Origin of the sequence: Enterococcus sp. 4E1_DIV0656 (assembly GCF_002140695.1) — a bacterium.
GTDB lineage: Bacteria > Bacillota > Bacilli > Lactobacillales > Enterococcaceae > Enterococcus_D > Enterococcus_D entomosocium.
In genome coordinates, this window is record NZ_NGLF01000001.1 from 134,506 (window position 1) to 156,713 (window position 22,208).

Below are 22,208 nucleotides of genomic sequence, written 5' to 3' on the forward strand. Positions count from 1 at the left end.
ATCATAACAAGAAACATTGTTGGTGGCAACTATTCACTGGTTCGCGAATTTTTGATCAAGCGGGCACGGATGACCGCTGTTTCTTGCTGTATCTGCTTTTGTAGATCTTGCAGCAGTATTTCATTTGTCTCATCAAGATCAATCAAGGTATAGGCGACTCCGGCTTTTCTCTCACTCGCCAAATTATCGATATCTACGCCTGCTTCAGAAATGATCCGCAATAGCGGGGCAAAAGCACCAGGCTTGTCGTGATAAAACAGCGCCAAGCGATACGGTGCCAAAAAAGGCAACTCTGCATGAGGAAAATTGACCGATTCTTGAATCGTCCCAGCGCGCAAATAGGCATGCATGCGATCAAAAACTACGTGATCCCCCTTTTCCAAGGCATTGGTAGTACTGCCGCCGATATGCGGATAACACAACACTTTCTGTTGTCCGATCAAGCCGGCACTAGGAAAGTCGGTGATGTATTGTTTGAGCTGATTTTTGGCTAGTGCTTCTAAGACGGCTGCTTCTTCCACGATCTCCCCGCGCCCAAAATTCATCAACACTGCATTTTTTTTCATCTGCTGAATCGTTTGTCGATTCAGCATGCCTTTGGTTTCCTGACTTAAAGGGAGCAAAACCACTACAAAATCTGATTCGGCCAACAGTACGTGCAAGTCACTGACTTGTTCGTAATCGTGTGCCGCTTTTTTCGTACGGGCATAGCCGAGGACTTCCATCCCTAGCTGATGACAGGCTTTTGCCACCCGTTCACCGATCTCTCCTAAGCCTAAAATACCGATGGTTTTTCCAGCTAATTCTTCGCCGATCACTTCTTTTCGCCGTTCTTCAGCTACCTTCAACACCTCTTCTGCTTCAATTTGACCTGACGTTAGCTCTTCTTGCAAATCGGCTACCGTCTGGATGGCTTTGAATAAGGGGCGAACGCTGAGAAACAAATTGGAGAGCACCAATTCTTTGACTGCATTGGCATTGACACCGGGACTATTGAAGACTACTGTGCCATTTTGAGTACACCGTGCCAAATCGATCGTATTGGTGCCTGTTCCTGAGCGAGCGATCACAGCTAATTCTGGTGTGATCAATTCGTTAGGAACCGTTGAACTGCGTACAAACAGCGCCTCTGGGGCCGCTTGATTTTTTAACGAGTATCCTTTTTTGATTGCTCGCTTACCTATCGTTTCGGTCATCTTATCTAACTGATAAATCGTCTCCATAAAGCAGACCTCCTTTTGTCTTTAGTGCGTATTAGTCAAATAGTACAAAAAAGTGCGGTAAAATGATAGCAATACGCAAGAGAGGATGATTACTATGCACCTATCGATCACAAATTTTCCAGATGAACAGCCGATCGTTGGCAAAGACTCGCAGCTTCAAGACACAGCTTTAGGAGACTATGTCGAAATTGGCGAAGCCAATCACATTGATCATTCTTCCATCGGCAATTATACCTATACGGGGCAATATTGCTTTATTCAGAACAGTCAATTAGGACGTTTTATCAGTATCGCAGCGATGGTCCGCATCGGCCCCACCAATCATCCCTATGAACGCCCTAGTCAGCATCTTTTTGCCTATAATGGCGAAGGCTATGGATTTGCGCCAAAGGACGAGTCCTTCTTAGAAAAACGCAAAGCAAAAACGACCGTCATTGGCAATGATGTCTGGATCGGCCACGGTGCCGTGATCCAATCTGGTTTGACCGTCGGTGATGGTGCCGTGATCGCCTCAAACGCAGTCGTAACCAAAGATGTGCCGCCTTATGCGATCGTCGGCGGGGTTCCAGCAAAAGTGATCAAATACCGCTTTGATCCAGAAAAGATCACTGCTTTACAAGAAATCGCTTGGTGGAATTGGAGTCGTGCAGAATTAGAAGCACGCTATCTGGATTTCCGGCTCCCAATCGAAGATTTTATAGTAAAATACACCCGTTGATTATGCGCTTTTTCCGCTTAGTACGAGGAATGAATGATAACACATCACAGTCATTCATTCTTCGAAAGTCTTTGAGGGAAGGATTTTTTAGAAATAAATAAAAAACACTGAAAATCTATTGTATCGAGAAATTCCTGTGCTAAAATGGAGAAATCAAATGAAGTTTTTCACGAACTTTTAAAGGAGTGTTCTATTTGACCATTTTAGACTATCGTCCATTAAATCTTTACACCAATTACCGAGAAGCTGCCGAGGCATTTCCTGACACAACCATCATCCACGATGAAGTGCTACCAGCATTTCCTGAACTTGGCTATCGTAGTACCTACCGTTCGAGTCATGAAATGATTTTAAAACGTGCTTACCAACTTGCTGCACTAGGCGTGCAAGCCGGCGATAAAATCATTCTTTATAAATCTTCAAAATTCGATACCTATTTATTAGCAACGGCTGCTTCTTACCTTGGCGCAGTGCCTGCTATGATCTCTTACCATTTCCCTGCTGAAACCATCGAAGTGTTTGTGGATCGCTTAGAAGATCCATTCATCTTATTTGATGAAGAAACCGAAGGCCGCGTCGCACAAGTGAAAAATAGCAGTACTGATAAACAGATTTCTGTTCGTCATCTGCTGCAACAACCAGCGGAACCCGTGGCACAAACTGAGTTACCGGCGGATCAAATTTCCTATATGACCCACACTTCTGGAACAACGGGTATTCCAAAATTGATTTGTCATTCGGCAAACTCCATGGGCTGGCGGACAAAATGGCAAAAAACGATCTTCACCAAGATTGATCGCACCAAGGCAGACTCTGATTTAATTGCGTTCCATATTTCACCGGTGCACTCCCGCTTCAATATCGGCATCTCATCCTTGATGGCGATGGGCTTTCCGATGATGCCATTAGCCAATGCCAACGGCGCTCATGTCGTAAGCATGTTAAAAGAATATCCACCAATCGCTTTGGAAACTCATCCAAACAATTTTGTCCAATGGAGCTTCGTGGCAAAAGAACAACCAGATGCTTTCGCCAATATTCGTTACTATCACTCAACCTTTGATGCCATCAACAATCAAACAATGGCCACTTTTTTAAATACTTCAGCAACAAAAGAAGCAATCTTTTTGCAAGTCTATGGTCAAAGTGAATGCGGGCCAATGATCCTAAAAGCACATACCTTAGAAAGCATCGCTACCAACGATGCCCGTGATATGGGTGTTGGTCTAGAGGACTTAACGAGAGCACGGATCGCCGATGCAGAGGGCAACGAGCTGCCAGCCAATACCGATGGGCACATCCATTTCCTTTCAAAAGGACGCGCGTTGACCTATTATAAAGAAGATCAGCGTTTTGCTGACAATGTCTATGGCGCTTGGTGGGACAGTGGTGACTACGGCATGATGGATGATCAGGGACATCTTTACTTAAAAGACCGTCAAGTGGACTTGATCAAAAATATTGAAAGCAATCTTGCTTTGGAAGACCTTTTGCTGGATCATTTAGACTTCCTTGCCGAAGTTGTGATCGTTCGCGACAAAGAGAACTCACCACAACCTATCATTGCTTTAGCGCCAAATCGTGAAATGGATTGGGATGCTTGGTGGAAAATGGTGGAAGATCTCCCTCACCTCAATCAGCCAATTTTACGCGACTACGATGATATCCCACGAACAGCAACCATGAAAGTCCAACGACTACAAATTGAAAAAGAATTCAAAAACGCAGAATAAAACAAAAGAAACGGCCAGCAGATTTCCCTGTTGGCCGTTTCTTTTGCTTTCGCTGTTTTTCTTTGGCTGCTGTTATTCTTTCGCTGACCCTTTTCTTGAGTAGATACGTTCTTTAGGTTGCCCATATTGACTTAGCTTTGTTTCAGCTAACGTGATACCAAAGCCCTTTCCATCAGGTACCAGCAGCTTTCCTTCATGCAAAGTTGCAGGCTGTGTAATGACATCATCATAAAAGTAACGGTCAGAAGCGGAAAGGTCCCCGGGAAAATGGAAAATATCTTGACTCGCAAATTGCAAATTCATGGCTCGTCCTACACCAGACTCAAACATGCCGCCTAACCAAACAATCAGTCCATGGGTTTGACATCGATCAAGGATTCGCAAAGCTTCGGTGATCCCACCGACACGGGGGATTTTCAGGTTGATCGCACGGCAGCTGTCCAGTGCTGCGACTGTATCGACGTCTTCCGCCGTTCGAATATCTTCATCCAAACATAGAGGCGTCTTCATCTGTCGCTGTAGCTGACTGTGCCCTACCAAATCTCGTACCTTAAGGGGTTGCTCGATCATCACCAGACCTAAGTCATCAAGTGCCAAAATGCGTTCTGGCGCACTCTGATAGGCTCCGTTCGCATCTGCCATCAAAAGCAATTCTGGAAAGGCTTGTCGAATCGCTCGCAAGGGTGCAACATCTTGCCCTGGCTTGATTTTTAACTTGATTCGTTGATACCCTTGCGCGACATAAGCGGCAACAAGAGCCATTAGTTTTTCGACAGAGTCTTGCATGCCGATACTAACGCCAACAGCGACACTCGGTCGGGTGGCGGTATACAGCTCTTTCACACTTTTATCTATTTGTTTGCCATATAGATCCCAAATTGCTGTTTCTAAAGCCGATTTTGCCATGTAGTTTCCTTGGACCGTTTGAAACAATTGCCAAACTTCTTGCGGATGCTCGATCTCTTGGTCAATCAATAATGGGATCAGTGCTGTTTCAATCACTTGTCGAGCAGAAAAGAGGGTTTCTTCAATGTAATCTGGCTGCTCAAAAGCGACCAATTCACCGATGCCAACCGTTCCATCCTCTCCAGTCACCAAATAAAGATCAAAGGCTTTTTCTGTTAATTGTCCGTAACTTGTCACAAAAGGTTGTTTGAGGGGCAAGCGACAGGCGATGCGCTCAATTTTCTCAATCTTCATTGCGTTCTCTCCTTGTCAATCAGCTGACTGTGGCCTCGATCCTTTTACAAACCATTGATCGATTTCATGACGAACCTGTGTCGGCTGTTCTAAATGGATACAATGTCCAGCATTAGCAACGACTTTGATGGTCATCTCTGGTTGCAGCTGCTTCATTTGGTGGGCGATTTTCCGAAACTTTAAATCTTTTTCCCCCGCTAAATAAAGAATTTCACAAGCTAGCTGCGGAAGTGCCGACCAACAGCTTGGCTGTTTGCCAGTACCACCGTGAACCAAGCTTACTGCCAAGCCAAATTTATTTTGCTGCAAGCGTCCTTGGCGTACAGCAGCCTGCTGCACTAAGGGCAGCTCCTTTTGACTAGCAAACAACGGCAGTTCTTGCCAGTAATCGACAAAATCGACCAAAGGCTCCCTTAGTAAGCGCAATCCTAAGCGGCGATCGTGCCGCTGACGAGCGAGTCGTTCTGCTGGATCAGCCAACCCGGGGGAACCACTCTCAAGCAAAAGATGGGTCACTGCAGCTGGTTCCTTGACTGCCCAGACAAGTGCGATTCGTCCCCCCATCGAGTAGCCATAAAGGCCATAACGTTCAATCCCTAGCTTCGCTAAAAGCTGTGCAAGATCCTCTACCAGTAAAGGAAGTTCATAACGCATGGGATGGACATAAATCGATGACCGTCCATGTCCAATCAAGTCGACTGCCAATACATTATAAGAACCTTCCTCTGCAAAAACCGGTCGAAAACTTTCCGAAGAACCCGTGAAGCCATGCAATGCCACAAGGGTTGGTAAGGCTGGTCGATACGGCTGCAGCCACTGATAAAAATAACTGACGCCATTTATCGTGTCCTTCATGGCTGCGCTCCCGCCTCGCTAAACTGCTGTTGCAGTGCTTGCCAAGTATTGACCGGATCTTTTTGCTCACCTTTCACTTCGATTATTTGAAAGCACGGCCGTTGGCTTGTTTCCGTTAAAATCGTTTGAAACTCTAGCAAAGAGGTCGGTGTGTGCCAATCTGCCTCATATAAGGCCGCCACTTTTTGAAAATCAAGGTCTAACGGCGTGCCAAAGAGCGGGACAAAGTCGTTTGGTTCTAAGGTGTTTTGTGACAAAAAGGAAAAGATCCCACCACCGTTATTATTCAGTAAAATGATCGTTACTGGCAATTGATACTGACGCAGTAGTTGTAGGCCGTTCATATCATGGTATAACGCTAAATCACCAATCAACAAGTAGGTAGGCCTTTGACTGGCTGAAGCAATCCCAGCTACGGTCGAGACAAGGCCGTCGATCCCATTGACGCCCCGATTTCCATACACTCGATAAGTGGAGGAAGTTTTGCTGCCGTAGCGATCAAAGAAACGGATCGCATTGCTGTTTGCCAAAAGAATTTGCGCTTCTTCAGGTAGACATTGTTGGAGCATGCGCACAGCGCTGCTCTCATCCCATTGTTTCAACTGCGGACTTGCAGCAATCACCTGATCTGCCCGCGCTTGAAGTGCTTGCCATTGTTGTTGCCACGCCGTATGTTTGACGATCGGCAACTGGGTGATGGCCACCACGAAAGTGCTGATCGCTGCTTCGATCAAATAGTTTGCCCGATGCAACTGGTCTTGCCACTGCCCCGATGGATCAACAAAGAGCCACGTCGTCGTATCCGCTGCTTTGTTCAACCATAATAGGACATTTTTAGTGACTGGTAAGCGACCAAAACGCACGACCACTTCTGGTTGGAAGGCAGAAGTCAATTGCGGGAAAACAAGATCGGCTTGACTGATAAATGTTCCTACTTTGGTACCGGCTGTCGCCAAATTGGTCAATGGATCGCCGACAATCGGCCAGCCTAATTTCTCTGAAAAAGCCAGCAACTGCTGCGCTTCTTCGATCGTAAGGCTTTCTCCAGCAATCAGAATACCTTTTTTACCAAAGTAAGGGGCTAGCTGGGTGATCATCTCTGCTGATAGCTCTTGTTGTGGTGCCAGATAGCTCACGTCTTGCTGCATACTGCATTGGCGACTAAAGTCAGGCAACAGCGGCTCCCGTAATGGAAAGTTGATTTGGACAGGGCCTTTCGGCTGTTTTTGCGCTTCGATCGTGCAAGTTGCAGCTTGCCAAAAACTATAACGCAACAAAGCAGGATCGTTTTCTGGTACCGTCATTTCTACCATCTTTTTGACATGAGAGGCATACAAATTCTGTTGATCCATTGCTTGTGGCGCCCCAACACCCCGCAGTTCTGGCGGGCGATCAGCCGTTAAGACGATCAGTGGCAAGTTGGTGGCTTCTGCTTCACAAACAGCTGGGTAATAATTGGCTGCTGCAGTTCCAGAAGTACACAGTAAGATCGTTGGCTGGAGATCAACTTTGGACATTCCTAAAGCAAAAAAAGCAGCCGAACGTTCATCGACAGCCACCGTACAGGTGATCTCAGGATCACGATGCAATAGTAACGCCAATGGCGTGGAGCGTGAACCGGGACTAATGACTGCTCGCTTCGCACCCGCTGCTTTTAGTCCTTGGATCGCCGCTAGTAAATAGTCTGTCATGACTGTCTGGTTATTCATCTCCTAAGATCCCTCTCCTCATCGGTTGAAATTTTAACCGTGTTTCTTGACGTTCGGATTCCGCATCTGAATCGGCAACGATCCCACAGCCTGCATACAGCGTTGCTTGATTGCCGCTAAAGAATCCTGAGCGGATGGCCACTGCAAACTCGCCAATATCTTCTTGAATACCCAACCAACCGATCGGTCCACCGTACATCCCTCTGCTGGCTGGTTCATGGGTACGAATCCAAGAGACGGCTGCTTCTTTCGGTTCTCCCCCCAATGCTGGGGTCGGGTGTAGTTTTTGCACGGCGCTCAGAAAGTTGACTCCTGCTTTTCTTTGCCCTGCTAAAGGAACAAACAAATGCTGAATGTCACGATTTTTGATGACGGAGCGGGCTTCTGATTGAAAACCGTCAGCTAACAAAGTAGCCAATGCCGTTTCCAAGCGATCGACAACTACTTGATGTTCATGGGTATTTTTTGCGTCCGCTAAGAGGGCTTGTGCCAGTGCCTCATCTTCTTCTTTGGTTTTGCCTCTTGGCGCGGAACCTGCGATACTTACCGTTTCAAACTGATCGACAGTTGCTTTTAGCAAGCGTTCTGGCGTCGCACCAGCAAAAACATGGCCCCCATGTTCGATGGCAAAAAGATAGGTATTCGGCTGCTGTTGCGCCAACCGTTGCAACACCCCAGCACTAATGATCGACTGCTTCGTTTCTATCTTCATTCTCCTGGCCAGAACCACTTTTTTCAACGGTGTTTCAGTCGAGCGAATGGCTGCCACTGTCTCTTCGACCGCTTGCAGCCATTGGGGCACCTCTAGTTCCTCTTGTGCCTGAAAAGCAGGCGTTTCTGCTACAAGACTCTTGTCCGGGTTGGCATTCAACCAGCTTGCGACTTTTTCCTGTAAGGCAGCGACTTTTTGTTGTCGTTGTTCCTCGGAAGAAGCGGCTACTGTATAAACGACGCCACACTGATCATCAGTTTTGCTGACCAGTATTTCTGGCAACGCAAAGAGACCGGCACCTAGCTCAGCCCAATCCTGACTGACTTCTGCCTGTTCATCAAAAGCAAAACCACCAACCAACTGCGCCTGCAAAGGTGCCTCTGGTTGATAATGGGCTTGCTTTAAGAGAGAGCGGACTTCTGAAAAGTCTGCAAGTTTGGGTTGCGAAAAAGTGGCTAACCAACCCAACCCTACCAGACTAGTCGTTTCATCAGGGGTACGCCAGAAATAGCGTTCCCCTTGATATTCTTGTGCCGCTGCATAAAGAGCCAGTAAGTCACACCTTTTTAAAGGCTGATACTCACTCAAATAGGTTTTCCCGGCAGCGATCGCTGCTTCATAATTACTTGATGATTTGCTGTTCAATGTAGTTCACTCTTTCTTCACTCAGCAATAGCCGTTTTAAAAGTTTGCCGCTTGCTGTGCGCGGCATTTCTCGCACGTGATAAAAACGGCGCGGAAATTTATAATGGGCGATCTGCCCTTCTAATGTATCCAACAAGGCTTGGAGTCGGACGGACTCATTTAACGTTAAATAAGCCGCGACAGATTGTCCCCACTCCTCGTCTGGTTCCCCCACCACAGCTGCCTCTTTGACCGCTGGATGCTGCAACAAGGCTTGCTCCACTTCTGCAGGATAGATGTTTTCTCCACCAGATATGATCAGTTCGCTTGCACGACTGACTACATACAAAAAGCCCTCTTGATCAAGATACCCTAGATCTCCTGTGGCAAACCAGCCCTCTTGATCCCACTGCTGTGGACTGCGATCGTTTAAGTAACGGGTCGTGATCGCCGGTCCTTGCAGTTGGATCTCTCCGATCGACTGGGTACTTTCAGCAGTCTGATGATCTGCCATTTTCGCATCAACCGCAATTCGTAAATGGACACCTTGCAGGGGAACCCCTGAGGAGCCGATTTTTTCTGAAGCTTTTTCTGGCGGCAATGCCACCACTTGTGAACAGGTTTCTGTCATCCCATAGGATTGGATCACAGAAAGCTGTTTTTGCTGGCATTTTTCCAATACACTTTTGGCAATCGGACCGCCGCCTAGCAGTACATAACGCAACGAATCAAAGCCTTGTTGGGGCACCAACGGCAGCAAATCTGTCAACATTTTCGCCACCAAAGAAACGATCGTCCCTTTTCCTGCCTCAAGATCTTTCGCCATTTCTCCAGCATCAAAGCGCTCATACAAACGAACACTCATTCCAAGTCGCAAGGAACGCAAGAGAATTGATAATCCACTGATATGATACAGCGGAACTGCACAAAGCCAACAATCCTCACTAGTGATCGTTAAGTTCTTTTGAGTTGCTTCGGCACTTGCTAGATGATTCCTAAAGGTTTGCGGCACACCCTTGGGATTGCCCGTCGTACCGGATGTATACATAATCGAAGCTACTTGTTCTGCTTGATAGATTGCTTTATTAGGAACAAACGAAGGATCAAAAGAACTGGCAAGAGCCTTCGCCTGTTCCATCGCTTGTCCAAAGGTCATGCTGCGAACACCCGAGACCGCAATCTTATCCGCCTTGATCACCCAGTCGCAGTGGGCATCTTGCAATTGGAAGGTGATTTCAGCGGCTGTCAATCGCGTATTCAACAGCTGGACTTCGATCCCCAACTCCCACAACGCAAGGATCGTAAAAACCAATTCAGGGGAGTTATTGCTAAAAAGGGCTACCCGGTTTGGCAGAACAACGAATTGGGCTTGATAATAAGCAGCATAAGCATAAACCTCTTTTTGCAAGGCAGCAAACGACCAGCTTTTTTCATGCCAATAAAAAGCTGGTCGTTCTGGATGAAGTTGTGCTTGCCTTTGCAGCCAACTCCCAGTCATTATGGGAATTTAGGGAATTGGTCGAAGTCTGGTTGACGTTTTTCTTTAAACGCGTCACGACCTTCTTTGGCTTCATCCATCGTGTAATACAATAAGGTCGCATCGCCAGCTAATTGCTGAATGCCAGCTAATCCATCCGTATCGGCATTCATTGATGCTTTGATCATACGTAACGCCAACGGGCTCTTTTGCAGCATCGTTTCGGCCCATTCCATCGTTTCATCTTCTACTCGATCAAGAGGAACGACTGTATTGATCCAGTTCATCGCCAATGCTTCTTCGGCAGAATATTGTTTTGTCATGAACCAAACTTCCTTGGCTTTTTTATGTCCGATCGTCCGTGCAAGATAGCCCGAACCATAGCCACCATCAAAACTACCGACATTTGGTCCTGTTTGACCAAATTTAGCGTTGTCAGCGGCAATCGTTAAATCACAAACCAATTGTAAAACATTTCCGCCGCCGATCGACCAGCCTTTGACCATGGCGATCACCGGTTTTGGCAACGTTCGGATCAAGCGTTGCAGATCCAATACGTTTAAGCGAGGAACCTGATCTTCCCCAACATAGCCACCGTGACCACGGACTTTTTGGTCTCCGCCTGAACAAAAGGCTTTGTCGCCGGCGCCTGTCAAAATAATCACGCCGATGCCTGGTTCATCGCGACTGATTGAAAACGCATCAATCATTTCAAACACCGTTTTTGGTGTAAACGCATTGTGGACTTCTGGGCGGTTGATCGTGATCTTCGCCACTTTTCCATGTTGTTCAAATAAAATTTCATCATATTCTTTTAAGGTTTTCCATTCTCTCATTACTTGTTCCTCCTCAATTCACATAGCTCTATTATACACATATCTAGTCGCTTTTCGTTAGAAATTGCTTTGGTTAAGGGAATTTCTTAAGACTTCTCCCCCTGTTGCTGTCTTTCTTAGAACTTCGGCTATTTCTACCAAAACTCGTGCTATAATCATGGTAACTTTCTTAGAAAAAGGAGCAAAAAATGAACTTACTAGAAGCTTTAGAAATCGAAGTAGAAGCAGCAACAGCCGATTTTGTTCGTTTACGGATGCCCATCAAAGAACAGCATAAACAGCCTTTTGGTCTCGTTCACGGTGGCATTAACGGCGTTTTGATCGAGACTGCCTGCAGCATCGGTGCCAATCAAGCTTTGGCTCAAGAAGAAGCCTTCGCCGCCGGCGTTGACCTACAAGTCAACCATCTAGCCGCCGCTCAAGAAGGAACCCTGATCGTAGAAGCTAGTCCTGATCGTATCGGCGCTCGTATCCAAACTTGGCAAGCCACTATTTGGTTAGCTAGCGGGTTAAAAACTGCCGTTGGTCGCTGTACCTTGACGACAGTGCGCAAATAATTCTTTTCGCTCCTGTGTTGTAAACACGGGAGCATTTTTGGCCTGCTTTGAAGAAAGATGCCATCAGTTAACCCCTTATCAAAGATATTCTTTCATTATAAAGATATTGAGAATATGAGCGTAGTTTTTTCAAAAGGTACGTTGTTTTTTTACAGAATAGGGGTCTTTCGTTATAATGTAGCTAAGAAAGCGAGGCTTATTATGAAAAATAACCGATTGATCCACTTTTTAGGCGGCAAAACAAGCTATTATGTCTTAGGACTGATTATCTTGTCGGCAGTTGCTGTCTTTTTGCTAAATCAGATTTCTTTTTTATTTACACCCTTTTCAGCCATACTTACAGCTATTATCCCACCCTTTTTATTTGGGCTGATCCTTTACTATCTGTTTAACCCGGTAGTCGATAAATTGGAATCGAAAAAAATTCCCCGCAGTGTTTCGATTGCTGGGATCTATCTGTTGATTCTTTTGTTGATCGTCTTTGCTGGTTTCCAGCTTTACCCGATTTTGGAGCAGCAAACCACCGATCTGATCAACAGCTTACCAAGTTTGGTCAGTGACTTTGAGAAAAACGCGACCGCCTTTTTAGAAAATACCCCGTTTCAAGATGAGATGGCACAAATTACAGACACATTGCAAAATATCACCAACAACATCATGAGTTTTATTGGGGACTATTGGGAAACTGGTGCTGCTGGGCTCAGCAGCTTGTTTTCAACGATTTCGACCTTGTTCATCGCTTTGTTTACGGGACCGATCATTGCCTTTTTCTTATTGCGCAACCCCAATAAGTTTTATTTTTCAGTTCTCTCGTTAGTGCCACCACGTTTTCGCAAAGACTTTAATGAAATCGTCAAGATCTCTGACATACAAGTCGGTGCCTTTTTGAAAGGACAAATCATTTCTTCCTTGATTTTAGGGGCGATCTATTGGGTCGTTTTCCTATTGATTGGCTTAGAGTATGCCAGTATTCTGGCGATCGCCGCTGGTCTGCTTTGCATCATCCCCTATATTGGTCCTTTTATCGTCTTTTTCCCGGGACTTTTCATTGCCGCACAAGACTCCACCGGGATGTTGGTTAAATTTTTGATTGCTTGGTTTGCTGTACAGTTGCTTCATGGGGATTTAGTCGTGCCCCGTGTGATGGGTGACCGATTGAAAATTCATCCTATTACGATTCTGGTTGTTTTATTAGTGATGGGTGATTTGATGGGGATCGTTGGGGTGATTTTCGGGATCCCAATTTATTGTCTGCTAAAAGTTCTTGTCGTTTACGTGTTCCGCAAATTCAAGCAGCGCTATAACCGCTATTACGGTCAAGAAGGCAAATACTTCCACAGTGCCTTCACTAGCAAAGATTACCTAGGTGACGAAGACAAAGACCCCAAGAAAAAAGCCTAAAAAAACTGTCGCGAATCGTTGGTTCGCGGCAGTTTTTTTCTATTTTATTTCATCTCATGTTCCAAAAAGAAATGATAGAGCGCCCCTAATAAATTGGCGTCATTTTGAAATTTGCAGGCTTGGATTTCCGGCTTCGTCAAAGTCTGCTGCAAAATCGGTAAACTAGCTAGCAGTTGCTGATACTGACGGTCGATTTCTTCCACCACGATCGCTTGGGCACTGATGCCCCCGCCAATCACGAAGCGCTCTAAGTCGATCACGGCTTGAACATTGAGCATGACACACGCGATTTCTCGGCAATACGCTGTAAACAGCGCCCAGACCTGTGGTTGTTTCTGATTGATGGCGTCAAAAACTGCTTCACCATCCGCAAGATCAGCTAAGCCTAGCAGTTGGGCGCTGCGACGAATCATGGCGACCGCTGAACCGCTAAAACCTGCCAATTGCTGCAGGGTCAATCCCTGATTGACTGGTTGCTCAGCGTTTTCTTGAGTGTCACTTCTCTTAGTGGCATTTAGTAGAAAACTTAATTCCCCGGCTTGAAAATGTGCACCTTGGATCAGTTTTCCCTCAACGATTACGCCACCGCCCAAACCAGTACCTAATGTTATGGCAGCTCCGTTTTGAATCCCTTTAAGGTTTCCTAGCCACCATTCAGCTAATGCGGCTGCTTTGCCATCGTTGGTCACAGCAAGCGGCATTTGATACTTTGCCAGCAGCTGTTTTAAGGAGACCCCATCTAAAAAAGGCAATGCCCCGCCAAACGAGATTGTCCCGGTCTCTGGGTTGACTTTTCCCGGGGTACTAACCGCAATGCCCCGAATGCTTCCATGAACGTCCTCAACGATCGTTTCAATCCCCGTCAAAAATTCCGCAAGACTTTTCGGCGTATCCATCCGTCCTCGTGTCAGAATATTCCCCGAGCGATCAATGACAGCCGATTTGATTTTCGTGCCGCCGATGTCGATGCTTAAATAGTTTTTATTCACTGAATCCCACCTTCTGATTCTACTGCCCATCGCAGGACGGTTTTGGCTTTATCTGGTGAGACTTTTCGCGGATCAGACAAATAGATTTCTCGATGCTGGAACGTGTCCATCGTTGGACGGATCACTAACTGTTCTTGTTTTAACAGCTCCTTCATTTGCGCAAATGTTTCCGCTTCAGTATCAAAATAGCCTGTATGCATTGCTTGCAGACACAGTCCTTCTTCATAACGTTCAAAGATGAGCTTCTCTAGATTTGGATTGTCTTTCTTCTCTTTGACTGCCAAGAGCTGTTCTTGAAACAGTGTTTCCGTGACTGGATCTGGTTGGCGAATCATGATTTTATAGATCAATTCTTCTTTGTTGATGGCACCCTCTGGCTTTGTCAGAGAGGTCCACACGCCTTCCAAAGGAAAGACCGTGTATTCAAAGGGTTCATTGCCAAAAGCCCCTTTTTTTAACCCCATCCTGAGTGAATAAGAAATCGTATATAAAGCGGCGATTTCTTCGCTGAATTCAGGACGATTCGGATCGCCGCTGCCGCTCAAACTGATAAATTGATACGTTGGCACCTCGATCACTGTTGGTTTTTTGGGAAGATAAAGCTCTTTTTCTAGTTTGCGCCATTCATACTTCATAAAAGACCCTCCTCGATTTGCTTTTCTTTATTTTACCATGAAAAAGAAGGGACATCGCAAAAACAGTTATCCCCTCAACTGCAAAGGGACGATTGTTTTTTCTATAGAGATAATGTAGCTACTTGCTGTTTCCCCAACTGCTCGTCTTATGCGGCTTCTTGTTCTTCTTTCAGCAATTTTGTGTCATAAAACTTCGCAAATGGAAAATAGATCAAGAAAGAAACAACTGCACAAACAATGGCAACGACGCCTGCACGCCAGTCTCCACCGGTGCCAATAAAACCACCAAGTCCAACGGGTGTTGGGAAAGGAATATTGGCGATCATGGGACGAATCAATTCCATCCTTGTGGCAAAATACGCGATCGTGGCGGATGCCATCGGTGCTAACAAGAAAGGAATTGCTAAATAAGGATTATAGATGATCGGCACCCCGAAAATAATCGGTTCATTGATATTGAAAATCGACGGGACGATGGCAGCTCTCCCTAATACTTTCATCTGTTTCGATTTAGCAATGTAGATCATAAATAAGGTAAAACCAAGGGTTGCTCCCGAACCACCTAATGTCACGTACCCGTTGGTAAATTGGCCTGCTAATGGGAAACTCGCCCCTTCAACATTGGCAGCTAAATTAGCTAACATGATCGGGGTGATCAGTGGACTAATGATATTGAATCCATGAATCCCTACCAACCACAAGGCATGCGCGAGGAAGTAAATCACCATGATTCCCAACCAACTATCCGTAAGGTGGGTAACAAACCCAAACGGAATTGCCACTAGTTGAAAAATATCCGTCCCAAAAACAACTAAAACACCATTGATGGTCAGAACCACAACTGCCACTACAAAGGCTGGTATCAGTGCTGTAAAACTACGAGCCACACCTTCAGGCACTTCTTCGGGCATTTTGATGACCCAGTTGTTTTTTACACAGAGACGATACAGCTGAACGGCAACGACCGCCATCACGATACCGGTGAAAATACCAACAGTTCCTAGACGTGCGACTCCATCGGCACCAATCAACCAGCCATTGATCAGCCCTTCTTCCACATCATTCATCCGTGTCATTTTTCCGCCGTCAAAAACAAGCTGAGGAATCGACATCAATGTAGCAAAAACACCTAACAACGCCCCATTGATCGGCGTCAGGTCGAGATTCTCCTCGACTTGAATGATCTTGGAATACTCATAGCCCAGAACGATACAAAAATATAATGCCAATAACCCCATGGTCGTACTATTTGCTAACATATACAAATCACTGAAATTCAAAAAAGTCGCTTCAAAAAAGTCAGCTAAAAACGGAAACGTGATCGGTAAAATGTTGAATACTAAAAACATTGAGCCTACGATCGTAAAAGGAATCGACGCCATCCCTGCCGCCATGATGCTACGAACGATTTTGTATTGGGAAATCTTTCCCATCGGACCCATTACTGCTTTTTCCAAAAGTTGAAATAGTTTATTGTTCGATTCTGTCAATTCAATCACCCTTTCTTTCTATCTCTTCAAATTCACGTATCCATTGCCATTGTCGATCTTTATTACGAAAAATTTTCTTCAGTTTTCTGATACCACTCCAAGCAAAGACGCCACTTATCCAGAGAACTATGCGAACATACTCCGTACTTTGCGAGGTGAAATAGGGGAAAATAACTTCTGTCACTCCAAAAAAAGTCAATAAAAAAAGAATGGCCATTGTCCCCATTTGAAGGCGTAAATACCAAGTAGTAAAAAAGAGTTGCTTGCGGACGATGGTTGCGTGGTGTCCATATAAGCGGATAAACTCACTGATCGCTCCCATTGAAAAAAGCAACAGGCTCAGTGGAACCACACGCAGCCATTGCCCTGCCAAAGAAGCAGCTAACAGCCAATATAGGTTAAAAAAGAAAGAGAATGCGACTAAGTACCGCAAAAACAACAGACGTTGAAAATAGAGATTTTTCTTCGTCAGTTTTTGCGATGCATCTCTTTGCGCGACTTTTGCTTGCTTACTCGCCATCTGCACTCCTGCATTGGATCGCTTCTTCAAGGCGATTCATCTTTTGATAAATCCTTAGCATTTCTAGTGCAACCTCTCTGAGGGTCATGGTTGTCATCAAATGATCTTGTGCATGGATCAACAAGATATCGCAGGTAAATGAGGTCCCTGAAGCATATTCTTGCAGCATTTTTGACTGGATGCGGTGGGCTTTGACTAATGAATCATTGGCTGTGTCCAACAACTCTTGCGCTTCTTGACAACTACTGATTCGCATCTGTTCAAAGGCTTGATGAATCATCGTGCGGGCATCACCGCTTGCTAAAATAAGTTCAAAGGATATTTCTTGTATTTTTTCACTATCCATAGCCTGCCTCCATTTATTTCGTACTTTTTTCTAATGCAATGCTTTCTTTGACTAACTGTGCTAATTTCTCGATTCCGATTGGGATCGGAATATACGCTTGCGGGGGAATATTCACGATTGGTTTGCCGTATTTATCGGCGCTTTTCTTTAAATTGGCAAAATGCATTTTCGTTTGCGGGCTAACTAAATATAAATCATACTCATCCTTAGCGATCGTAGCGATCCCCTCTGAAGCAGAGATGGCATCGATCCTCACTGACCAGCCTTCTGTGGTTAAAAAGCTTGTTCCTTTTTTAGCGATCAACGATGAAGACATGCCTGCTGCACAAATTATCAACACTTTTTTCATTTCACTTCCTCCTCCTATGAAACGCTTCCATTTTGGTGTATCTATTCCTTTCTTCTACCCTCCTTCATGCTATAAAAAATCCTTGAGAACGATTCACTACCTGCTGATTCTTACAGGTAGTAATCCTTCTTCACATAAATAGTATTACATATCGAGTACTTTGTAAATGCAATAAAACTCTATTAGTGATATAAAACATTAATTTCTTTCTGCTTCTATCGTGTCATAGTAGAATAATTTTGTGGAGGGGATTTCATGTTTAAAGATCGTTTAAGACAGTTGCGGAAAACGCGATCTGGTTTAACACAAGCAAAAATGGCAAAATATTTAGGAATCGCCAAAACAACCTATGCTTCGTATGAGCAAGGCAATCGGATGCCCGATATTGAGATCCAAAAAGAACTTGCTGATTACTTCAATGTCAGTCTCGATTATTTACATGGACGTCCGAATGATTTGGAAGCCCTCTCTATGAAACAGATTCGTGTGGCTTCAAGAATCAATGAGGACTTTACTGAATATCAACTATCCGAAATCATTACCTTTATCGAATTTATAAAAAACCGGCCAGAGTAAACGCGATACTATTCTGCCTTTTTTCTCTGGCTAACTTGTGGTGCTGCTTCATTACCTAAAGAAAAAACTGCTGTCAATGTCTCACAAGGAAACATTGACAGCAGCTGAAGAGCCTCGGCTCTTTTTTTATTGTCTTACAGCCTCATTAGCGGCAAAGCGTTTTGAAAAATGTTGTTCTAATCGCTTTTGCCCGGCTTCAATCAAAATGCACAACAGCCAATAGATGATGGCAACTAGCACATACATTGACATGTAATCAAAGGTTCGTCCGCCAACGATCTTAGCTTTTTGAAAAATATCAGGAATCGTGATCATTGCTGCCAAGGAGGTTCCTTTCAGCAAATCCATTGCCACATTGCTCAATGCCGGTACAGAAATACGAAAGGCTTGTGGCAAAATAATCAGACGCATCGTTTTCGTAAAGGATAACCCTAACGCATAGGCAGCATCAAATTGCCCACGATCCACACCAGCAATTGATCCTCGGTAGATTTCCCCGATAAATGCGCTGCTGGTCAATGTAAAACAGATGATCGCAGCACTGAGCGCCGACAATTGATAAGGCAAGCCAAAATACAGTAGGAACAACAAGACCAACGCTGGGACGCCTCTTAGAAATGAGAGGTAGCCCCGCACGAACCCTCTAATGAATGGATTTTCCAACATCCCTAAGAAGGTGAGCATGATCCCTAATACGTTGCCACCTAGAAACGAAACGACAGCAATGCCGACCGTATAGGACAAGCCCGACAGCAAATAGGGCAATGACTCCCACATCAACGGCAAATCAAGGGTTGGAATATACATTAGTCTGTTTCAACCGTTTGGATCGCTTGATCAGATTTTACTGAAATATCAGTTTGAAAATACGTTTCCGCAAGTTCTTTTAAACGGCCGTCTTCTTTCATTTCTGCTAAAACAGCATCCACTTTTTCCTGTAATGCTTGATGATCTTTCACGAATAAGAAGCCCGTTTCATTCGGATTAAAGTAGACATCTTCCAAAATTTTTACAGGGATATCTGGCAAAGCAGCGACTGCCATTTTTTGCAAATAGTAATCATTCAAGATCACATCCGTTCGACCATTCGCAACATCTGTCAAATACTGATCATTCGTTGCGTTGTCGTAAGTCACTAATTCTGCCCCATAAGATTCGGCTAAGCGCATGTAGCTGGTATTCGGTTCACCAGCAGCTTTTTTGCCATCCAAATCTTCTAAAGAAGCAATCCCTGAGTCATCACTTTTACGCACGATCATACTATCGAACGAGTATTTGATAGGCGTTGAGAGACTGAATTTTTCCGCCCGTTCATCCGTCAAACCAAAATCGTTGGCAGCAAAATCGGCTTCTCCACGTGTTAAAGAAGAAACTTGTCCATCGACATTGTACTCTTTAAATGTGATCTCTACGCCTAATCGTTTGGCGACTTCTTTTGCCACATCGACATCATAGCCCACTAATTCATTTTCATCGTTATAGTAAGACGATGGATACAAGGTTCCCGAAGTAGCAACAACCAATGTTTTGGCTTCTTCCACCTTGCTTAGACTGGTGTCTTCTTCCGTTGGTTTGCTGCAGGCACTTAACAAGACTCCCGTAAATAAACCTAAAAAGCCAACCATTGCAACGATTTTCCCTTTTCTAACTTGTTTCATAATATCCTCCTCTTAGTTTCCTTGTTTTGGCAACAGAAATCGTTGCTGTGTTTCAAATAAATAGCCGACTTGGAAAAGCAGATCTTCTCTGCCTTTAGACGCCATAAATTGGATCCCTAGCGGCAACCCTTCCTCGCTAAGAGCAGTTGGCAAGCTGATGGCTGGCTGCCCCGTTAAATTGGCTAATTGAGTGTAAGGTGTCAGAGTATAGCTCTTGGCAAACATTTCTTCGATCAACTCACCCGCAGCACTTTTTCCAAGCGATTCGATCTCATGCAGTCTTTGGCGAATGCTATCGCTTTGTAAGTCTTCCTCGATCAAAGGGGCTGGAAAAGCCGTCGTCGGTGTTAAAAAGAGATCATAGGTCGAAAAGACTTCTTCCATTTTTTCTGCCAGCTGATCCCACCACTGCAAGGCAAGAACGTAATCGGCGGCCGGCAGTTTTTTGCCATATTGGTAAAGTGCCCAGGTCATCAATTCCATCTCTTCCCGTCTGACCGGTTCTTGACGAGCAGCATCGATCTCAGCAAACATCGCAGCTGTTTCACCACCATTCATGGCGTAATAAGTGGTCATCATTTGCTGGCCATCCACTGGATAGCCCACTTCAACGACTTCATGCCCCTGCTCTTCTAAAAATACGGCTGCACTTCGGACTGCTTGGATGGCAGTTTCAGACACTTGGCCACCGGTCGGCGATGCGGTAGTAAAAGCAACCTTCAACCGCGGTTTTTGACTCGCTTGCTGATGATGCCATTCTACTTGCGGTGCCTGATAAGGGGCTGCCGGCTGTGACGTCCGCAACGCATAAAACAACTGTTCCGTATCACGCATAGAAAGCGTCAACGCAAAGTTGATGGAAGCGCCTTGCCAGCTGCGCCATTCACTAGGACCCACTGGCATCGTGCCACGGGTTGGCTTCAAACCGATCAATCCGCTAAAGGAAGCTGGAATGCGGATCGATCCGCCGCCATCACTGGCACCTGCAATCGGAAACATCCCCGAAGCCACTGCCGCTGCCGCACCACCACTGGAACCACCAGCTGAATAGGCAGGATTCCACGGATTACGTGTAGGTCCATACAATGTTGGATCAGTGATATTTTTGAATCCAAATTCTGGTGCATTGGTTTGCCCTAACGGCACAAAGCCCGCCTCTTCTAAACGAGAGACAAAATGAGCCGTGCGGCTGGCTCGTGCTTTTGCAAACAGTTTGGCTCCTGACGTTGCTGGCCACCCTGCTTTGGTTTGGCCGAGTATTTTTAACGGCATGGGTTGTCCACCAAAAACCGTTTTTTGAAGATGCTGCTCGTAATGCTGGATCGCTGCTTGCGGATCAAATGTTACAAGCGCATTCAAAAGCGAATTTTGTTGATTGACTTTTTCTTCGATCATCGCCACCCGCTCGGCAAAGCTGATTTGTCCTTGCCGCAATTGTTCCGCCCAATAGGTCGCATCTTGCATGCTTGTCCCTCCTTTTTCTCAATAACCTCAAACAATTATCTAAACTGTAACACATGGGAAATTCTTCTTTATATAGACTACAATATACCAAACACTAGGAAATCTTTCAACAAAAATAGAACAGTTTTTAAACCTGTATCACATTGTTATCAAACGTTCCAATCTTTTTACTACTGGCTGTCCACCAACGCTTTCTCTTAGCTGCCCGAATCATAACCTAACAAAAACGGCACATCGCCAAACGATGTGCCGTTTTGATTTACTTGTATTTTTCTTCCAGCTTGCTCATCCAAAGACCTAACCAAGCCCCCAAGACAAACAAGATAATTCCGATGACGGCCGTTACCCAAGTAAAGCCGCTATAGTTTGCCACCGGAGGAATCACGATCAAACCCGTTGAGGCAATAACGATCCCTAAAATGAAGTGATAGACTTTTGAATGATAATGCGTCAATAGCCACTCCATCAGTTTCGAAAACAACAGCATCACTGCCAAGCCGCCAATGGCGATCGGTAGAAAAACACCCATGATGTCAAAGCTCTTAAAGCCTTTCAACATCGGATCATAAAGTCCCAGAACGAGCAAAAGGTTTGAAGGACTCAAGCCGGGAACCAAAACACCTAACGCGATCAGACCGCCGGCGATCACAAAACCTATGAAATTAGCAGGGATGGTTCCTAAGATATCGCCCATAAAATAGAGGAACAAGAAGCCGATGACCATACTGCCGAAGAACCAAATCAAATCACCGGTTGTTCGTTTGCTTTTTAAAGTCGATTCTTTGGCAAGTGCCGGTAATGTCCCAATAATTGCCCCCGCAAAGCCCCACAAAACGATGATTTGATAATTTTGCAGCAACCACTCTAATGGCTTCGATAAAAGACCGATCCCTACGATTCCCCCGATCCCTACTGGTAGGAAAAAGAGGAAATTCTCTTTAAAATTCTTCGTCAGATGTGCCATAAAGCGCAGCATCCGCTCATAAATGCCTAAGATGGCTGCCAATACGCCACCTGAAACACCAGGCAAGATAAAGCCCAAGGCAATCACCACGCCTTTAAGAAAACGTGACAAAATACTTTCGTTTCTCTGTTTTTCCATTTACAATTGCTCTCCTTAGCGATGGTTTTCACCA

Annotated in this window: 22 protein-coding genes; 5 read left to right on the forward strand and 17 right to left on the reverse strand. The window is 45.2% G+C overall.

Annotated features, from left to right (window positions below; translation table 11 throughout):
• Positions 1 to 29: 29 nt before the first annotated feature.
• Positions 30 to 1,223, reverse strand: coding sequence for an NAD(P)-dependent oxidoreductase (locus A5882_RS00575; RefSeq protein ID WP_086372305.1), 1,194 nt, complete (start codon positions 1,221 to 1,223; stop codon positions 30 to 32).
• Positions 1,224 to 1,317: 94 nt separating this feature from the next.
• On the opposite strand from A5882_RS00575, the gene A5882_RS00580 reads away from it, so the two are divergent.
• Both A5882_RS00580 and A5882_RS00585 read left to right on the forward strand, forming a co-directional pair.
• Positions 1,318 to 1,941, forward strand: coding sequence for a DapH/DapD/GlmU-related protein (locus A5882_RS00580; RefSeq protein ID WP_086372306.1), 624 nt, complete (start codon positions 1,318 to 1,320; stop codon positions 1,939 to 1,941).
• 194 nt (positions 1,942 to 2,135) lie between these two features.
• Positions 2,136 to 3,674: an AMP-binding protein gene (locus A5882_RS00585; RefSeq protein ID WP_034872110.1), complete on the forward strand. Its 1,539-nt coding sequence runs from the start codon at positions 2,136 to 2,138 to the stop codon at positions 3,672 to 3,674.
• 72 nt (positions 3,675 to 3,746) lie between these two features.
• Here the strand turns inward: A5882_RS00585 and menC are convergent, their stop codons facing one another.
• Genes menC through menB form a run of 6 tightly spaced genes read right to left on the reverse strand, consistent with a single transcriptional unit; the run spans position 3,747 to position 11,087 of the window.
• Positions 3,747 to 4,874, reverse strand: a complete 1,128-nt coding sequence (gene menC / locus A5882_RS00590; protein WP_086372307.1) for an o-succinylbenzoate synthase — start codon at positions 4,872 to 4,874, stop codon at positions 3,747 to 3,749.
• Positions 4,875 to 4,889: 15 nt separating this feature from the next.
• Positions 4,890 to 5,729 (reverse strand): 2-succinyl-6-hydroxy-2,4-cyclohexadiene-1-carboxylate synthase, encoded by an 840-nt coding sequence (gene menH / locus A5882_RS00595; protein WP_086372308.1) that lies wholly within the window; start codon positions 5,727 to 5,729, stop codon positions 4,890 to 4,892.
• Positions 5,726 to 7,438 (reverse strand): 2-succinyl-5-enolpyruvyl-6-hydroxy-3-cyclohexene-1-carboxylic-acid synthase, encoded by a 1,713-nt coding sequence (menD, locus tag A5882_RS00600; protein ID WP_086372309.1) that lies wholly within the window; start codon positions 7,436 to 7,438, stop codon positions 5,726 to 5,728. The genes menH and menD overlap by 4 nt, the downstream gene beginning before the upstream one ends.
• Positions 7,431 to 8,795 (reverse strand): isochorismate synthase, encoded by a 1,365-nt coding sequence (locus A5882_RS00605; protein WP_005234289.1) that lies wholly within the window; start codon positions 8,793 to 8,795, stop codon positions 7,431 to 7,433. Before A5882_RS00605 ends, menD begins: the two co-directional genes overlap by 8 nt.
• A complete protein-coding gene (gene menE, locus A5882_RS00610; RefSeq protein ID WP_086372310.1) occupies positions 8,773 to 10,272 on the reverse strand; it encodes an o-succinylbenzoate--CoA ligase in 1,500 nt (499 codons plus the stop codon). Before menE ends, A5882_RS00605 begins: the two co-directional genes overlap by 23 nt.
• On the reverse strand, positions 10,272 to 11,087 hold the full coding sequence (menB, locus tag A5882_RS00615; RefSeq protein WP_086372311.1) for a 1,4-dihydroxy-2-naphthoyl-CoA synthase: 816 nt from the start codon (positions 11,085 to 11,087) through the stop codon (positions 10,272 to 10,274). Before menB ends, menE begins: the two co-directional genes overlap by 1 nt.
• A 188-nt stretch (positions 11,088 to 11,275) precedes the next feature.
• Here menB and A5882_RS00620 point away from each other — a divergent pair, with 188 nt between their 5' ends.
• Both A5882_RS00620 and A5882_RS00625 read left to right on the forward strand, forming a co-directional pair.
• Positions 11,276 to 11,644, forward strand: coding sequence for a PaaI family thioesterase (locus A5882_RS00620; protein ID WP_005234285.1), 369 nt, complete (start codon positions 11,276 to 11,278; stop codon positions 11,642 to 11,644).
• Between the two features lie 201 nt (positions 11,645 to 11,845).
• Positions 11,846 to 13,045, forward strand: a complete 1,200-nt coding sequence (locus tag A5882_RS00625) for an AI-2E family transporter (RefSeq protein ID WP_008380813.1) — start codon at positions 11,846 to 11,848, stop codon at positions 13,043 to 13,045.
• 44 nt (positions 13,046 to 13,089) lie between these two features.
• On the opposite strand, the gene A5882_RS00630 is transcribed toward A5882_RS00625, so the two are convergent.
• From A5882_RS00630 to A5882_RS00655, 6 genes are all read right to left on the reverse strand, one after another.
• The gene (locus tag A5882_RS00630; RefSeq protein ID WP_005234281.1) at positions 13,090 to 14,034 is read right to left on the reverse strand and encodes an ROK family protein; all 945 of its coding nucleotides are present in this window, start codon (positions 14,032 to 14,034) and stop codon (positions 13,090 to 13,092) included.
• A complete protein-coding gene (locus tag A5882_RS00635) occupies positions 14,031 to 14,669 on the reverse strand; it encodes a GyrI-like domain-containing protein (RefSeq protein ID WP_086372312.1) in 639 nt (212 codons plus the stop codon). The genes A5882_RS00630 and A5882_RS00635 overlap by 4 nt, the downstream gene beginning before the upstream one ends.
• Positions 14,670 to 14,815: 146 nt before the next feature.
• A complete protein-coding gene (gene celB, locus A5882_RS00640) occupies positions 14,816 to 16,159 on the reverse strand; it encodes a PTS cellobiose transporter subunit IIC (protein ID WP_176461993.1) in 1,344 nt (447 codons plus the stop codon).
• 1 nt (position 16,160) lies between these two features.
• Positions 16,161 to 16,679 (reverse strand): hypothetical protein, encoded by a 519-nt coding sequence (locus A5882_RS00645; protein ID WP_016612676.1) that lies wholly within the window; start codon positions 16,677 to 16,679, stop codon positions 16,161 to 16,163.
• Positions 16,669 to 17,025 carry a PTS lactose/cellobiose transporter subunit IIA gene (locus tag A5882_RS00650; protein WP_016612677.1) on the reverse strand — a complete coding sequence of 119 codons (357 nt, stop codon included), beginning with the start codon at positions 17,023 to 17,025 and terminating at the stop codon, positions 16,669 to 16,671. Before A5882_RS00650 ends, A5882_RS00645 begins: the two co-directional genes overlap by 11 nt.
• A 13-nt stretch (positions 17,026 to 17,038) precedes the next feature.
• Positions 17,039 to 17,374 carry a PTS cellobiose transporter subunit IIB gene (locus A5882_RS00655; RefSeq protein WP_016612678.1) on the reverse strand — a complete coding sequence of 112 codons (336 nt, stop codon included), beginning with the start codon at positions 17,372 to 17,374 and terminating at the stop codon, positions 17,039 to 17,041.
• A 255-nt stretch (positions 17,375 to 17,629) separates the two neighbouring features.
• Between A5882_RS00655 and A5882_RS00660 the strand changes: the two genes are divergently transcribed.
• Entirely contained in the window at positions 17,630 to 17,950 is a 321-nt protein-coding gene (locus A5882_RS00660) for a helix-turn-helix domain-containing protein (protein WP_005228576.1), read from the forward strand.
• Positions 17,951 to 18,076: 126 nt separating this feature from the next.
• Here the strand turns inward: A5882_RS00660 and A5882_RS00665 are convergent, their stop codons facing one another.
• The 4 genes from A5882_RS00665 to A5882_RS00680 form a co-directional block, all read right to left on the reverse strand.
• Positions 18,077 to 18,757: an amino acid ABC transporter permease gene (locus A5882_RS00665; protein ID WP_015510210.1), complete on the reverse strand. Its 681-nt coding sequence runs from the start codon at positions 18,755 to 18,757 to the stop codon at positions 18,077 to 18,079.
• Positions 18,757 to 19,608 (reverse strand): transporter substrate-binding domain-containing protein, encoded by an 852-nt coding sequence (locus tag A5882_RS00670; protein ID WP_086372313.1) that lies wholly within the window; start codon positions 19,606 to 19,608, stop codon positions 18,757 to 18,759. Before A5882_RS00670 ends, A5882_RS00665 begins: the two co-directional genes overlap by 1 nt.
• A gap of 12 nt (positions 19,609 to 19,620) precedes the next feature.
• Positions 19,621 to 21,072: an amidase gene (locus A5882_RS00675; protein ID WP_086372314.1), complete on the reverse strand. Its 1,452-nt coding sequence runs from the start codon at positions 21,070 to 21,072 to the stop codon at positions 19,621 to 19,623.
• Positions 21,073 to 21,331: 259 nt separating this feature from the next.
• The gene (locus tag A5882_RS00680; RefSeq protein ID WP_005234267.1) at positions 21,332 to 22,174 is read right to left on the reverse strand and encodes a DUF368 domain-containing protein; all 843 of its coding nucleotides are present in this window, start codon (positions 22,172 to 22,174) and stop codon (positions 21,332 to 21,334) included.
• Between the last annotated feature and the right edge of the window lie 34 nt (positions 22,175 to 22,208).